This is a genomic window from Streptomyces sp. MA5143a (genome assembly GCF_900290235.1).
In the GTDB taxonomy this organism is placed as follows: domain Bacteria; phylum Actinomycetota; class Actinomycetes; order Streptomycetales; family Streptomycetaceae; genus Streptomyces.
In genome coordinates this window covers 74,789-89,974 of the sequence record NZ_OLMK01000014.1, presented here as the reverse complement: position 1 = coordinate 89,974, position 15,186 = coordinate 74,789, and the positions used below count along the sequence as shown (strand labels likewise).

Annotated in this window: 13 protein-coding genes; 5 read left to right on the top strand and 8 right to left on the bottom strand. The window is 71.2% G+C overall.

Annotated features, from left to right (window positions below):
- The first annotated feature begins 289 nt into the window (after positions 1 to 289).
- Positions 290 to 1,687 (top strand): MFS transporter, encoded by a 1,398-nt coding sequence (locus SMA5143A_RS07215; RefSeq protein WP_107462074.1) that lies wholly within the window; start codon positions 290 to 292, stop codon positions 1,685 to 1,687.
- Between the two features lie 99 nt (positions 1,688 to 1,786).
- Here the strand turns inward: SMA5143A_RS07215 and pgl are convergent, their stop codons facing one another.
- From pgl to tkt, 5 genes are read right to left on the bottom strand one after another with little or no spacing between them, the layout of a single operon-like run.
- Positions 1,787 to 2,569 (bottom strand): 6-phosphogluconolactonase, encoded by a 783-nt coding sequence (pgl, locus tag SMA5143A_RS07210; protein WP_107462073.1) that lies wholly within the window; start codon positions 2,567 to 2,569, stop codon positions 1,787 to 1,789.
- Positions 2,566 to 3,852, bottom strand: a complete 1,287-nt coding sequence (gene opcA, locus SMA5143A_RS07205) for a glucose-6-phosphate dehydrogenase assembly protein OpcA (RefSeq protein ID WP_107462072.1) — start codon at positions 3,850 to 3,852, stop codon at positions 2,566 to 2,568. Before opcA ends, pgl begins: the two co-directional genes overlap by 4 nt.
- On the bottom strand, positions 3,849 to 5,381 hold the full coding sequence (gene zwf / locus SMA5143A_RS07200; RefSeq protein WP_308812029.1) for a glucose-6-phosphate dehydrogenase: 1,533 nt from the start codon (positions 5,379 to 5,381) through the stop codon (positions 3,849 to 3,851). The genes opcA and zwf overlap by 4 nt, the downstream gene beginning before the upstream one ends.
- Entirely contained in the window at positions 5,378 to 6,496 is a 1,119-nt protein-coding gene (tal, locus tag SMA5143A_RS07195; RefSeq protein WP_055710868.1) for a transaldolase, read from the bottom strand. The genes zwf and tal overlap by 4 nt, the downstream gene beginning before the upstream one ends.
- A gap of 33 nt (positions 6,497 to 6,529) precedes the next feature.
- Positions 6,530 to 8,617, bottom strand: coding sequence for a transketolase (gene tkt / locus SMA5143A_RS07190; protein WP_107462071.1), 2,088 nt, complete (start codon positions 8,615 to 8,617; stop codon positions 6,530 to 6,532).
- A gap of 373 nt (positions 8,618 to 8,990) precedes the next feature.
- On the opposite strand from tkt, the gene SMA5143A_RS07185 reads away from it, so the two are divergent.
- The 4 genes from SMA5143A_RS07185 (at position 8,991) to SMA5143A_RS07170 (ending at position 12,387) form a co-directional block, all read left to right on the top strand.
- Complete coding sequence (locus SMA5143A_RS07185; RefSeq protein WP_375136465.1) at positions 8,991 to 9,980, top strand: heme o synthase; 990 nt, start codon at positions 8,991 to 8,993, stop codon at positions 9,978 to 9,980.
- A gap of 63 nt (positions 9,981 to 10,043) precedes the next feature.
- A complete protein-coding gene (locus SMA5143A_RS07180; RefSeq protein ID WP_055514941.1) occupies positions 10,044 to 10,406 on the top strand; it encodes a hypothetical protein in 363 nt (120 codons plus the stop codon).
- A 58-nt stretch (positions 10,407 to 10,464) separates the two neighbouring features.
- Positions 10,465 to 11,571 carry an amidohydrolase family protein gene (locus SMA5143A_RS07175; RefSeq protein WP_107462069.1) on the top strand — a complete coding sequence of 369 codons (1,107 nt, stop codon included), beginning with the start codon at positions 10,465 to 10,467 and terminating at the stop codon, positions 11,569 to 11,571.
- A gap of 30 nt (positions 11,572 to 11,601) precedes the next feature.
- Positions 11,602 to 12,387, top strand: a complete 786-nt coding sequence (locus tag SMA5143A_RS07170; protein ID WP_107462068.1) for a nucleotidyltransferase — start codon at positions 11,602 to 11,604, stop codon at positions 12,385 to 12,387.
- 1 nt (position 12,388) lies between these two features.
- Here SMA5143A_RS07170 and SMA5143A_RS07165 read toward each other — a convergent pair whose 3' ends face one another.
- The 3 genes from SMA5143A_RS07165 to SMA5143A_RS07155 all read right to left on the bottom strand — a co-directional run bounded on the left by SMA5143A_RS07165 (position 12,389) and on the right by SMA5143A_RS07155 (position 15,163).
- A complete protein-coding gene (locus SMA5143A_RS07165) occupies positions 12,389 to 13,402 on the bottom strand; it encodes a COX15/CtaA family protein (RefSeq protein WP_107462067.1) in 1,014 nt (337 codons plus the stop codon).
- A gap of 70 nt (positions 13,403 to 13,472) precedes the next feature.
- Entirely contained in the window at positions 13,473 to 14,189 is a 717-nt protein-coding gene (locus SMA5143A_RS07160; protein ID WP_258193443.1) for an ABC transporter permease, read from the bottom strand.
- A 50-nt stretch (positions 14,190 to 14,239) separates the two neighbouring features.
- Positions 14,240 to 15,163 carry an ABC transporter ATP-binding protein gene (locus SMA5143A_RS07155; RefSeq protein WP_107462065.1) on the bottom strand — a complete coding sequence of 308 codons (924 nt, stop codon included), beginning with the start codon at positions 15,161 to 15,163 and terminating at the stop codon, positions 14,240 to 14,242.
- Between the last annotated feature and the right edge of the window lie 23 nt (positions 15,164 to 15,186).

Here is a 15,186-nt window from a genome sequence, read left to right as displayed (position 1 = left end):
GTCGGCAAATTTTTATGTGGATGTTTGTATGAGTATTGACAGGGAATCGACAGTAGCCCCTGGGTTGACGCCTCCATCGAGTGGTGTTCGTGCGTTGTTATGCGGCAAGTGGTGAGCTGGTCGGTGACGTACGCTCTGGGTGGTTTTGGCTGAGTAGTAGGACGCTCATTTGTGGAAATCGATTTTCCCGACCTAGGGTGACAGTCGCACTCCGATTCGTGTTACATGCGTGGCCGTCCCCCATGGACTCGGACCATTCATGTCCGGGCGTACCGGAAGTGAGCCCCCCATGCCCGAATCCCCCGCAAAGCCCGTCACCGAGGCCGGGGGTGGTGAACAAGTCGCCTTACCGTCCGACTCGCAGCGGTCCACGGCGCCGAAGGTCGCCGTCGCGAGCCTCATCGGCACGACGATCGAGTACTACGACTTCGCCGTGTACGGCACCGCCTCCGCGCTCGTCCTCGGCCCGGCCTTCTTCCCCTCGGGCAACGCCACGGTCTCCACCCTCGCCGCGTTCCTCACCTTCGCCGCGGCCTTCGTCTCCCGCCCCCTCGGCGTCGTCCTCTTCGGCACGATCGGGGACCGGCTCGGCAGGCGCCGCGCCCTGGTCGCCTCCCTGCTGCTGATGGGCGTCGCGACGGTCGGCGTGGGCCTGCTGCCCACCTACGGGACCGCCGGACTCCTCGCCCCGGTCCTCCTGGTGACGCTCCGTCTGTCGCAGGGCGTCAGCATGGGCGGCGAATGGGGCGGAGCGGTCCTGCTGGCCGCCGAGCAAGCCCCGCCCGGCCGCCGCGCGCTGTACGCGGCCGTCCCCAACATCGGGCCGTCGCTCGGCTTCCTGCTCTCCAGCGCCGTCATCGTCCCCACCCTCGACCTCGTCGGCCGGGACGGTTTCACCGACTGGGCCTGGCGGATCCCGTTCCTGCTCAGCGCCGTTCTCGTCATGGTGGGCCTGTGGGTGCGTACGACGGTCGCCGAGTCACCCGTGTTCAAGGAGGAGACCGGCGGGGGCACACGCACACCGGCGTGGGCGTACACGGACCGGCCCGCCCAGCCGGCCCCGTCCCCGGCGTCCCGTTTCCCGCTCGGCACGCTCCTCGCCCGGCACCCCGGCCGGCTGCTGCTCGGCACCGGCGCGGCGATCGGCGGCTCGGCCGTCTACTACCTCACGATCGTCTACAGCCTGTCCTACGGACCCAGGACGCTCGGCATCCCGCAGAACACGATGCTGACGGCCGCGAGCGTCGGGGCGGCGGCCGGAATCGCGATCACCCTGCCCGTCGCCCGCCTCGCCGACCGGATCGGACGGCGGCCCCTCATGCTCACGGGCGCGACCGGGTCCGTGCTGTGGGCGGTACCGATGTACGCGTCGCTCAGCTCACGGAACGCGCTGCTCATCACCGGGGCGTACGGGGTGGGGCTGATGCTGCTCGCGCTGATGTTCTCGCCGATGGCGGCGTTCCTCGCGGAGCTGTTCCCGGCACGGCTGCGGTACACCGGGGCGTCCGCGGCGTTCATCCTCGCCAACACACTCGGGGGCGGGTTCGCGCCGCTCGTCGCGACGTGGCTGAACAGCCAGTGGTCGTCGCCACTGGTGCTGGGCTTCTACTCGGGTGGGTTGTGCCTGGTCAGTTCGGCGTGCGTGGCGGCCCTGCCGGAGACGCGGGAGGGGGACTTCGCCGTCTGACGGTGGTTCGTGGTCGATCGCGCGGTTCCCCGCGCCCCTCGCACAGCAGGGGCCGCGCCCCGTGCTGTGCGCCTTCAGGGGCGCGGGGAACCGTGTCCCTCAGGGAGACGCCGGCGGGTACAGCGAGCGGGGAAGCTGGGACGCCGCCGCCGCGTCCAGGAGCCACAGCGTGCGGGACCTTCCGTACGCGCCCGCGACCGGCGCCTGGATCTCACCGGCGCCGGACAGACCGATGGCAGCCGCCCTCGCCTTGTCCTCGCCGGCCGCCAGCAGCCACACCTCGCGCGCCGAGCGGATCGCCGGCAACGTCAGGGTGACCCGGGTGGGCGGGGGCTTCGGCGCTCCCCGCACCCCGACCACCGTCCGCTCGGTCTCCCGTACGGCCGGCAGTTCCGGGAACAGCGACGCCACATGCGTGTCGGGGCCGACGCCCAGCATCAGCACGTCGAACGTCGGCACCGAGCCGTGGTTCTCCGGCCCGGCCGCCCGCGCGAGCTCCTCCGCGTACGCGGCGGCCGCCGAGTCCACATCGGTGCCCCATGGCCCGTCCGACGCGGGCATCGCGTGCACCCGCTTCGGGTCCAGCGGCACCGAGTCCAGCAGCGCCTCCCTCGCCTGGGTGACGTTCCGCTCGGGGTCGCCCTCGGGCAGGAACCGCTCGTCACCCCACCACAGGTCCAGCCGGCCCCAGTCGACGGCGTCCCGCGCGGGCGCCGCCGCCAGCGCGGCGAGCAGACCGTTGCCGTTGCGGCCACCGGTGAGGACCACCGAGGCGTAGCCGCGCGAGGCCTGCGCGTCCACGACCTTGGTGATCAACCGGGCGGCCGCCGCCTGCGCCATCAGCTCCTTGTCGCGGTGCACGACCAGCTGAGGAGTACTCAACTCGAGGCCGCCTTCTTCACGGGCGGCATCTGCGCCGGCGTGGGCCGCTCGCCGTCGCCGTCGCCGTCACCACCGGCCGCCAACGCCGGCAGAGCCAGCGAAGCGGACGCAGAAGCCGAAGCGGACGTAGAAGCCGAAGCGGACGCAGAAGCCGAACCGGAAGCGGCCGTCGAAGCCGTGTCCGCACGCGAGGTGTCCGCCACCGAGGACGACCCGCCTCCCAAGGACAGGGCCGACCCTGCGCCTCCCGAAGAAGCCACGCCCCCGGCCGACGCCGACGCCGACGCCGAAGCCGACGCCGACGCCGAAGCAGGCGTCGTCTCGGACGTCGTCCCGCCCGGCAGCGCGCTCCCCGTGGAGCCGCCCAGCCGGTCCACCCCGAACCGCAGCGCCGAGGCGTACGTGTCGTCCGGGTCCAGTCGGCGCAGTTCCTCCGCCAGCAGCTCGGACGTCTCGCGGCGCTTGAGCGCCACCGCCCGGTCCGGCTGGTCCTCCAGCGTGAGGAGGGCGAGACCGCCGGAGGGCCGGTACAGCCGGATGGGGCCGGTGCTGGTCAGCATCCGCACCTCGTTCAGGCCGGGGCCCGCCGACACCCCGCGCCGCACATGGACGTGCAGCCGGTCCGCGAGCCACATCGCCAGCAGCTCCACGCTCGGGTTGTACTGCTCGCCGTGCACCTCCGCGGAGATGACCTCGCAGTCCACCTGGTCGAGCGCGGCCGCCAGCATGGAACGCCACGGGGTGATCCGCGTCCAGGCGAGATCCGTGTCGCCGGGCTCGTAGTTGTCGGCGCGGGCCCGCAGCTCGTCGATCGGCTTCTCGGCGGAGTAGCTGTCGGTGACCCGCCGCTGGGCGAGCGCGCCCAGCGGATCACGGGCCGGGTCGAGCGGCGCGGTGACCGGCCACCACACCACGACCGGCGCGTCCGGCAGCAGCAGCGGCAGCACCACCGACTGGGCGTGGTCCGCGACCTCGCCGTACAGCCGGAGGACGACCGTCTCGCCGGCGCCCGCGTCGGCGCCCACCCGCACCTCGGCGTCGAGGCGGGACTTCGTCCGGTCCCGGGGACCGCGCGAGACCCGCTTGATGACCACGAGCGTGCGCGAGGGATGCTCGCGGGACGCGTCGTTCGCGGCCTTCAGCGCGTCGTACGCGTTCTCCTCGTCCGTGACGATGACCAGCGTGAGCACCATGCCCACGGCCGGCGTGCCGATCGCGCGGCGCGCCTTGACGAGCGCCTTGTTGATCTTGCTGGCGGTGGTGTCCGTGAGGTCTGTCTTCATGGCCGGCGCCAGCTCCGTCCGTCTCGTTCGAGCATCTCGTCCGCCTCGACGGGGCCCCAGGTACCGGCCTGGTACTGGGCGGGCCTGCCGTGCTTGTCCCAGTACTCCTCGATCGGGTCGAGGATCTTCCAGGACAGCTCGACCTCCTCTGTGCGCGGGAAGAGGTTCGAGTCACCGAGCAGGACGTCGAGGATCAGCCGCTCGTACGCCTCGGGGCTGGACTCCGTGAACGACTCGCCGTACGCGAAGTCCATCGACACGTCCCGGATCTCCATCGAGGTGCCGGGCACCTTGGAGCCGAAGCGGACGGTGACGCCCTCGTCGGGCTGGACGCGGATGACGATCGCGTTCTGGCCGAGTTCCTCGGTGGCGGTGGAGTCGAAGGGGGAGTGGGGCGCCCGCTGGAAGACCACGGCGATCTCGGTCACCCGGCGGCCGAGGCGCTTGCCGGTCCGCAGATAGAACGGCACACCCGCCCAGCGGCGGTTGTCGACCTCCACCTTGATCGCGGCGTACGTGTCGGTCTTCGACTTGCGGTCGATGCCGTCCTCTTCGAGGTAGCCGATGACCTTCTCGCCGCCCTGCCAGCCGGCCGCGTACTGCGCGAACACGGTGTCCCGGCCGAGGTCCCGCGGCAGCCGTACCGCGCCGAGGACCTTGGTCTTCTCCGCCGCGAGCGCGTCCGCGTCGAAGGAGGCCGGCTCCTCCATCGCGGTCAGCGCCATCAGCTGGAGCAGGTGGTTCTGGATGACGTCACGGGCGGCGCCGATGCCGTCGTAGTAGCCGGCGCGGCCACCGATGCCGATGTCCTCGGCCATGGTGATCTGCACATGGTCCACGAAGGACCGGTTCCAGATCGGCTCGAACATCGTGTTGGCGAACCGGAGCGCCAGGATGTTCTGGACCGTCTCCTTGCCCAGGTAGTGGTCGATGCGGAAGACCTGGTCCGGGGCGAAGACCTCGTGGACGATCGCGTTGAGCTCCTCGGCCGACTTCAGGTCGTGGCCGAAGGGCTTCTCGATGACCGCGCGCCGCCAGGAACCGCTCGACTGGTCGGCCAGCCCGTGCTTCTTCAGCTGCTGGATCACGACCGGGAACGCGGACGGCGGTACGGAGAGGTAGAAGGCGAAGTTGCCACCGGTGCCCTGCGCCTTGTCCAGCTCCTGGATCGTGTCGCGCAGCCGCTCGAACGACACGTCGTCGTCGAAGGTGCCCTGGACGAACCGCATGCCCTGGATGAGCTGCTGCCAGACCTCCTCGCGGAAGGGGGTGCGGGCATGCTCCTTGACCGCGTCGTGGACCTCCTGCGCGAAGTCCTCGTGCGCCCATTCACGGCGCGCGAAACCGACGAGCGAGAAGCCCGGCGGCAGCAGTCCGCGGTTGGCGAGGTCGTACACGGCAGGCATCAGCTTCTTGCGTGACAAGTCGCCTGTGACGCCGAAGATGACCAGGCCCGACGGCCCCGCGATACGCGGGAGCCGTCGGTCCGCGGCGTCACGCAGCGGATTGCTGCTCGACAAGGTGTTCAGCCCTCCGAGGGTGCGAGGCGCTTCAGCTCCGCCTCGGTCGACTTGAGCAGGTCGTTCCAGGACGCCTCGAACTTCTCGACGCCCTCGTCCTCCAGCAGCTGGACGACCTCGTCGTACGAGATGCCGAGCTTCTCGACCGCGTCCAGCTCGGCACGGGCCTGCTCGTACGTCCCGGCGACCGCGTCGCCGCGGATCTCACCGCTGTCCGCGGTGGCCTCCAGGGTGGCCTCCGGCATGGTGTTCACCGTGTTCGGAGCCACCAGCTCGTCGACGTACAGGGTGGGCTTGTACGCCGGGTCCTTGACGCCGGTCGAGGCCCACAGCGGACGCTGCTTGTTCGCGCCCGCGCTCTCCAGGGCCGCCCAGCGCTCGCCGCTGAAGACCTCCTCGTACGCCTGGTAGGCGAGGCGCGCGTTGGCGACGCCGGCCTTGCCGCGCGCGGCCTTGGCCTCGGGCGTGCCCTGCGCGTCGAGGCGCTTGTCGATCTCGGTGTCCACGCGGGACACGAAGAACGACGCCACCGAGTGGATCTTCGACAGGTCGAGGCCGCGCTCCTTGGCCTTCTCCAGTCCGGCCAGGTAGGCGTCCATCACCTGGCGGTAGCGCTCCAGCGAGAAGATCAGCGTGACGTTGACGCTGATGCCGAGGCCGATGACCTCGGTGATGGCCGGCAGGCCGCCCATCGTCGCCGGGATCTTGATCAGGGTGTTGGGGCGGTCCACCAGCCAGGCGAGCTGCTTGGCCTCGGCGACCGTCGCCTTGGTGTTGTGGGCCAGCCGGGGGTCGACCTCGATGGAGACCCGGCCGTCCTGGCCGTCGGTCGCGTCGAAGACGGGGCGCAGGATGTCGGCGGCGTCACGGACGTCCGCCGTCGTGATCATGCGGATGGCCTCCTCGACGGTCACCTTGCGGGCCGCGAGGTCCGACAGCTGCTGGTCGTAGCCGTCACCCTGGGAGATCGCCTTCTGGAAGATCGAAGGGTTGGTGGTGACGCCCACGACGTGCTGCTGGTCGATCAGCTCGGCGAGGTTGCCGGACGTGATGCGCTTGCGCGACAGGTCGTCCAGCCAGATCGCCACGCCTTCCTCGGAGAGGCGCTTGAGTGCGTCTGTCATGGAATTACATCTCCTACGTGTCGTATGTGAGCGTCAGCGCTGGGCGGCCGCGAGCGATTCCCGCGCGGCGGCGGCCACGTTCTCCGCGGTGAAGCCGAACTCCTTGAAGAGCACCTTGCCGTCGGCCGAAGCGCCGAAGTGCTCCAGCGAGACGATGCGGCCGGCGTCACCGACGTACCGGTGCCAGGTCAGTCCGATCCCGGCCTCGACGGCGACACGTGCCTTGACGGACGGCGGCAGGACGCTGTCCCGGTACCCCTGGTCCTGCTCCTCGAACCACTCGACGGAGGGCATCGACACCACACGGGTCGGCACGCCCTGCGCCTGGAGCTGCTCGCGGGCCTCCACGGCCACGTGCACCTCGGAGCCGGTCGCGATCAGAATGACCTGGGCGTCGCCGCCGTCGGCCTCGAAGAGCACGTAACCGCCCTTGGCCGCGCCCTCGTTGGGCTCGTACGTCGGTACGCCCTGACGGGTCAGCGCGAGGCCGTGCGGAGCGCCCTTGCCCCACTCCTTCGTCCAGCGCTTGAGGATCTCGCGCCAGGCGATCGCCGTCTCGTTGGCGTCGGCCGGACGGACGACGTTCAGACCGGGGATGGCGCGCAGCGAGGCCAGGTGTTCGACCGGCTGGTGGGTGGGGCCGTCCTCGCCGAGACCGATGGAGTCGTGCGTCCACACGTACGTCACCGGCAGGTGCATCAGCGCGGAGAGCCGGACGGCGTTGCGCATGTAGTCGGAGAACACCAGGAAGGTGCCGCCGAAGATACGGGTGTTGCCGTGCAGCGCGATGCCGTTCATCTCGGCGGCCATGGCGTGCTCGCGGATGCCGAAGTGGATGGTGCGGCCGTAGGGGTTGGCCTCGGGCAGCGGGTTGTCCGCCGGGAGGAACGACGACGTCTTGTCGATCGTGGTGTTGTTCGAGCCGGCGAGGTCGGCGGAGCCGCCCCACAGCTCGGGGATGACCGCGCCGAGCGCCTGGAGCACCTTGCCGGACGCGGCACGGGTGGCGACACCCTTGCCCTCCTCGAACACCGGCAGGTGCGACTCCCAGCCCTCGGGCAGCTCACCGGCCGCGACGCGCTCGTACTCGGCGGCGCGCTCGGGGTTGTTGTCCCGCCACTGCTGGTACGACTTCTCCCACACGGCGCGGGCCGCCTGGCCGCGGTCGCCCAGGCCACGCGTGTGCGCGATGACCTCGTCGGTGACCTCGAAGTGCTTCTCCGGGTCGAAGCCCAGGACCCGCTTGGTGGCCGCGACCTCGTCCTCGCCGAGTGCCGAGCCGTGCGCGGCCTCGGTGTTCTGCGCGTTCGGGGCGGGCCAGGCGATGATGGAGCGCATCGCGATGAACGACGGCCTGTCGGTGACGGCCTTCGCGGTCTCGATCGCCTCGAACAGCGCGGCCGGGTCGAGGTCGCCGTCCTCCTTGGGCTCCACCCGCTGCACATGCCAGCCGTACGCCTCGTACCGCTTGGCGGTGTCCTCGGAGACGGCAGTCTCGGTGTCGCCCTCGATCGAGATGTGGTTGTCGTCCCACAGCATGATCAGGTTGCCGAGCTTCTGGTGCCCGGCCAGCGACGACGCCTCGGCGGAGATGCCCTCCTGGAGGCACCCGTCACCGGCGATCACGAAGATGTGGTGGTCGAACGGCGACTCGCCGGTGGCGGCCTCCGGGTCGAACAGACCGCGCTCGTAGCGGGCGGCCATGGCCATGCCGACGGCGTTGGCGACACCCTGGCCGAGCGGCCCGGTCGTCGTCTCCACACCCTTGGTGTGCCCGTACTCGGGGTGGCCCGGCGTCTTCGAGCCCCAGGTGCGGAAGGACTCCAGGTCCTCCAGCTCCAGACCGAAGCCGCCCAGGTACAGCTGGATGTACAGCGTCAGGGAGGAGTGGCCGGCGGACAGGACGAACCGGTCACGGCCCACCCAGTCCGGGTCGGCGGGGTCGTGGCGCATCACCTTCTGGAAGAGGGTGTACGCGGCGGGCGCGAGGCTCATGGCCGTACCGGGATGGCCGTTGCCGACCTTCTGTACGGCGTCGGCGGCCAGGACGCGTGCGGTGTCGACGGCCCGCTGGTCCAACTCGGTCCACGCGAGGTCTGTAGTGGTCGGCTTGGTGCTCACCCTGGGTCAGGGCTCCTCTCACATGTCCGGTGCCGGCGTTCTCGGGGCGCCGGCCGCAGTCGAGCCTACCCCTGTGACAACGCGCATTTTTTCGAGTCATTCCAGACTGCCGGGACCGTCCCGGATCCGCCTCCCGACCGGTCGTTCCGCATGGTGAGACCAGCCGGTTCGATCGCTCGACATCTGAATACGCAGCCGCTCATCCGACTGCTCAACCGAAGTGTGTTCGGCTCGTCCGGGCACGCCGTCCAACACGACCCGACCCCGTTGAAAGGCTGGCTCTGGGCAACGTCTACAGTGGCGTGGTACGCGCGAGCCGTTACGGGGAGTTCACATCCGTGGTGCTCGCTGGGAGTCTCTGTCAGGGGTGTGCGTGACGGCCGTCGAATCCCGTCCACCGGGTGGGGGCACCGCCCATGCCCTTAAGGCCATGGGGGAGCTGGGCGCGAACAGCACGAGCAGCATCCGGGGTCAGCGGCCGTTCGGGGCCCGCGTCAAGGCGTTCGTGGCCCTCACCAAGCCGAGGATCATCGAACTGCTGCTGATCACCACCGTTCCGGTGATGTTCCTCGCGGAGCAGGGCGTGCCCGACCTCTGGCTGGTGCTCGCCACCTGTATCGGCGGCTACCTCTCCGCGGGCGGCGCCAACGCGCTCAACATGTACATCGACCGTGACATCGACGCCCTCATGGAGCGCACCTCGCAGCGCCCCCTCGTCACCGGCATGGTCACCCCGCGTGAGGGCCTGGTCTTCGGCATCACCCTCGCCGTCGTCTCCACCGCCTGGTTCGGCGTCCTCGTCAACTGGCTGTCCGCCTGGCTGTCGCTCGGAGCGCTCCTCTTCTACGTCGTCGTCTACACGATGATCCTCAAACGGCGTACGGCGCAGAACATCGTGTGGGGCGGCATCGCCGGCTGCATGCCGGTCCTCATCGGCTGGTCCGCGGTGACCGACTCGATGTCCTGGGCCGCGATGATCCTCTTCCTGGTCATCTTCTTCTGGACCCCGCCGCACTACTGGCCGCTGTCCATGAAGGTGAAGGACGACTACGCCCGCGTCGGCGTGCCCATGCTGCCGGTGATCGCCTCCAACAGGGTCGTCGCCCGCCAGATCGTCCTCTACAGCTGGGTGATGGTCGCCGTCTCCCTCCTGCTGACCCCCCTCGGCTACACCGGCTGGTTCTACACGACGGTCGCCCTGGTGACCGGCGGCTGGTGGCTCTGGGAGGCCCACGCCCTCCAGAACCGCGCGAAGAGCGGCGTCACCGGCGCCAAGCTCAAGGAGATGCGCCTCTTCCACTGGTCGATCACCTACGTCTCCCTCCTCTTCGTGGCCGTGGCGGTGGACCCCTTCCTCCGCTGAGGGTGGCCAACCCCACTGGCCCCACCATCGCAGCCCGGTCTACCCCTCGGTAACATCCTGTCCATGGCAGACACCAAGCAGGCAGACGAGGCCAAGGAAGCCAAGCGGGCCGCCAAGGCCGAGCGCCAGGCGACCCGGCTCGCCAAGCAGATCCGCTCCTTCGCGGCAGCGCACCGCGGCGCCGAGGCCCAGGTCGCCTACATCGGCGAGCGCGGCTCCCGCATCGTCCTCGTGGGCGAGGACGGCGGCTGGGGCGACCTCGTCGCCCCCACCCACGCCATCGCCGAGGAGGCCGTGCGCAAGGCCGGCGTCACCGTGCACGAGGACTTCGACGGCGAGTTCGCCGCCAAGGTGCGCACCGGCCCGTACGAGTGGTCACGGATGGCCGGAATCCAGGTCGGGGGACCGGCCAACAGCAACACCTGAGCCCGACTCACCCGTTAGGACCTGTGGGAGCACACCGGTCCAGCGACGGGGAGTCCGGATGATCGAAACGCCGTCCCTCGTGGACCAGTACTGCCACGGCGTACTGAGAACGGAGCTGGGCCTCGGCACGTTCGAGGCCCACCTCTCCCGCGGTGAGGGACCACCGGCGCCCGGCACCACCTACTTCGACACCCAGACCGGCTTCGCCGTGCGCCGCTGGTGCCCGCCCCTGCTGGGCCTCGAACCGCACTGCCCACCGGCCCGCTATCTCGCCCGCCGCCGTGAACTGGGCGTCCTGGAGGCGGGCCGCCGACTGCTGCGGGGCAGCGGCATCACCACCTACCTCGTCGACACGGGGCTGCCCGGCGACCTCACCGGGCCCGGCGAGATGGCCACCACGGGCGACGCGGACGCACACGAGATCGTCCGGCTCGAACTCCTCGCCGAACAGGTGGCCGACACCTCCGGCACCGTGGAGTCGTTCCTCGCCAATCTCGCCGAGTCGGTGCACGGGGCCGCCGCGCACGCCGTGGCCTTCGCGTCGGTGGCGGGCGTACGGCACGGTCTGGCGCTCGCACCCGAGCCGCCCGGCCCCGGGGAGGTGCGGGGAGCCGCCGGACGCTGGCTCGGGCACCGGTCCGTCGGCGGGACCCTCACCGACCAGGTGCTCCTGCGCCATCTGCTGTGGATCGCCATCGCCTCCGGGCGTCCCGTCCAGCTCCACGCCGGCCTCGGCGAGCCCGGCCTGCGCATCGACCGCACGGATCCCGTCCTGCTCACCGACTTCGTCCGCGCCACGGCCGGCCTCGGCACCGACCTGGTCCTGCTGCACGGCTACCCGTACCACCGCCACGCCGCCCACCTCGCCGGTGTCTTCCCGCACGTCTACGCCGACCTCGGCGCCGAGCTCGTCCGCACCGGGGCGCGGGCCCCCGCCGTGCTCGCCGAGGTCCTCGAACTCGCCCCCTTCGGCAAGCTCCTGTTCTCCAGCGGCGCCCACGGCCTGCCCGAGCTGCACGTCGTCGGCGCCCGCCTCTTCCGCGAGGCCCTAGCCCGGGTCCTGGGCACCTGGGTCGCGGAGGGCGCCTGGTCCCTGACGGACGCCCAACGCGTGGCCGCACTGATCGCGGCGGACAACGCGCGGCGGGTGTACGGACTGGAGTGAGCCGGACCCGGACCGGACAGACTGGCCCGTATGACACGCAGCGACCCGACCCCCACCGCCGCCTTACGCGCGCTGCCGGACTCCGCCGGCGCGACCGCCGCCCTCCTCCGCCGCTTCGTCGACGGGCTGCGCGGCGGCCCGGACCCGCTCGCCGTGTGGGCCCACGGTTCGCTCGGCGGGGGCGACTACCAAGAGGGCCGCAGCGATCTGGACCTGATCGCCGTCCTGGACGGGCCGATCACCGCCGGGACGGTATGGCGGCTGGCCCGGTCGCACGCGCGGCTGCGCCACGAGCCGCTCGCCGATCTGCTCCACTGCACCTATCTGACCCCCGACACCGTGTCCGACCCCGGCCGCAGACACCTCACCTGGGCGCACGGGCAGCTGTTCCGGCGGACGGTCACCCCGGTCACCCGTCGTGAACTGCGCACCTTCGGTGTGGTCCTGCACGGAGAGCCGCCCGAGGCCCTGCTCCCCCCGGTCCAGGACGTCGACCTGGCCGCCTTCGTCGTACGAGACCAGCGGGACTTCTGGCGGCCGGCGGTCGACAAGGCCCACCTGTGGCGGCGGGACGTCTGGGTCGACCTGGGTCTGCTCACCCACGCCCGGGCCACCGCCACCCTGCGGGACGGCCGGCTGATCTCCAAGCGGGAGGCGCTGGAGCTGCTGCCGGAGCTGGGCGCGCCCGGCGAGGTGGTCGAGGACGTCAGGCGGCGCCGCTACCGGGAGCCCGCCCCCGTGGTGCCGCGTCGCGGCGAGCTGACCAGGGCGTTCCTCGGCCCGGCGATCGACGACCTGGTCCGGACGTACGGCTGACTCAGCCGTGGGCCGCGACCGGGCGCTCCGCCTGGGCCAGCAGCGGCACGTCCGTCTCGTCCGCCGGGCGCTCCCGCAGGGACAGCAGGACCCTCAGGGTGGCGATCCACACGAGGCAGGAGCCGAGCATATGGGCGCCCACCAGGACCTCGGGGAGGTCGGTGAAGTACTGGACGTAGCCGATGACGCCCTGCGCGAGCAGGACCAGGAACAGGTCCCGGGTCCGGCGCAGCGGGTCGCGGGGCGCGTCGACCGCCTTGAGGACGAACCACAGGGCGAAGGTCAGCGTCACCACGATCCAGGCGAGCACGGCGTGCAGCTTGGTGACCGTCTCCCAGTTCAGCGGGATGCGCTCGACCTCGCTGGAGTCACCGGCGTGCGGCCCCGCGCCGGTGACGACCGTGCCGACCGCGATCAGCAGCACGGTGACTCCCACCAGGATCCACACCAGCTGCCGCACCGCCGTGCCGACCAGCGGACGCGGGGCCCCCTCACCCTCCCGGGTGCGGTGCCACATCACGGCGGCGACGGCGATGAGCGCGGTCGACAGCAGGAAGTGCGCGGCCACCGTGTACGGGTTGAGGCCGACCAGCACGACGATGCCGCCGAGGACCGCGTTGCCCATGACCACCCAGAACTGCGTCCAGCCCAGCCGGGTCAGATCGCGCCGGTACGGCCTTTGGGAGCGGGCGGCGATGATCGCCCAGCCGACCGCCGCGCACAGCACGTACGTCAGCATGCGATTGCCGAACTCGATGACACCGTGGACGCCCATCTCGCGCGTCGCGGTGAGTGAGTCGTCGGTGCACTTGGGCCAGGTCGGGCAGCCGAGGCCCGACCCGGTCAGTCGCACGGCGCCGCCGGTCACCACGATGACCACCGCCATGACGAGGGCGGCCAGGGCCGCGCGCCGGACCGTCCGGGGATCGGGGGTCCAGCGTTCGGCGATGAAGGCGAGCGGGTTGCGCGCTGCGGAGACGAGGTCGTCGCGGGTCACGTTCGGCACGCGCACCATGGTAGGCCGCCGCTTGTGCACGCGTTCACGAGGGGGCGCACCGCTCCCGGACCACCGCTGTGACCTGCCCTTACTCCCAGCGGAAGAACCGGGCGGCCGCGCCGAGCCCGAGCACCGCCCACACCGCGAGGATGCCGAGGTCCGCCCACGGCATCCCGGCGCCGTGCTGGAGGACGTCGCGCAGCCCGTCGGAGAGCGCCGCGATCGGCAGCAGCCCGAGCACGCTCTGCGCCGCGTCCGGGAACTTGTCGAGCGGCACCACGACGCCGCCGCCCACGAGCAGCAGCAGGAAGACGAGGTTCGCGGCGGCGAGCGTCGCCTCCGCCTTCAGCGTGCCCGCCATCAGCAGACCGAGGCCCGAGAAGGCCGCCGTGCCGAGGACCAGGAGCAGCAGGACGGCGAACGGGTTGCCGTGCGGGGACCAGCCCATCGCGAAGGCGATCACTGTGAGCAGGACGACCTGGAGGACCTCGGTGACCAGCACCGACAGCGTCTTCGCGGTCATCAGGCCCCAGCGGGGGAGCGGGGAGACCGCCAGCCGCTTGAGGACGCCGTAGCGGCGTTCGAAGCCGGTGGCGATGGCCTGCCCGGTGAACGCCGTCGACATCACGGCGAGCGCGAGGACACCGGGTGCCAGGAAGTCGACGGCCTTGCCCTCACCGGTGTCGACGATGTCCACCGACCCGAACAGCACCAGCATCAGGGTGGGGATCACGACCGTCAGCAGCAGCTGCTCGCCGTTGCGCAGCAGCATCTTCGTCTCCAGGGCCGCCTGCGCCGCGATCATGCGGGGCAGCGGGGCGGCGCCGGGCCGGGGCGCGTAGGTACCGCTGGTCGTCACGAACGCAGCTCCTTGCCGGTCAGTTCCAAAAAGACGTCTTCGAGGGTGTGGCGCTCCACCGAGATCCCGTCCGGCATCACGCCGTGCTGGGCGCACCAGGACGTGACGGTCGCGAGGAGCTGCGGGTCGACCTTCCCGGTGACCCGGTAGACGCCCGGGGTCAGCTCGACGGCCGTGGAGTCGGCGGGCAGCGCCTTCAGCAGGGAGCCGACGTCGAGGGCGGGGCGCCCGGTGAAGCGGAGGGTGTTCTCGGCGCCGCCGCGGCACAGCTCCTCGGGGGTGCCCTGGGCTATGACCCGGCCGGCGTCGATGATCGCGACGTCGTCGGCGAGCTGCTCGGCCTCGTCCATGTAGTGCGTGGTCAGGATGACCGAGACCCCGTCGGCGCGCAGGTCCCGGACGAGGTCCCAGGTGGCGCGGCGGGCCTGCGGGTCGAGGCCCGCGGTCGGCTCGTCGAGGAAGACCAGCTCGGGGCGGCCGACCACGGCCATCGCCAGGGCGAGCCGCTGCTGCTGTCCCCCGGACAGACGGCGGTACGTCGTACGGCCGCAGCCGCCGAGGCCGAGACGCTCGATGAGGGCGTCCACGTCGAGCGGGTGCGCGTGCAGCTTCGCCACATGGCGCAGCATCTCGTCGGCACGGGCGCCCGAGTAGACGCCGCCGGACTGGAGCATCACCCCGATGCGGGGGCGCAGCGCGGCGGCCTCGCGGACCGGGTCGAGACCGAGGACGCGCACGGTGCCGGAGTCCGGCTTCCGGTAGCCCTCGCAGCTCTCCACGGTGGTGGTCTTGCCGGCGCCGTTCGGGCCGAGCACCGCGGTGACGCCGGGCGACGCCTCCAGGTCGAGGCCGTCCACCGCGGTCTTCTCGCCGTACCTCTTCACCAGGTCCCGGACCTGCACCACGGGGTCGCTTCGCATGGCCCCGAGTCTAGGGAGGGCGG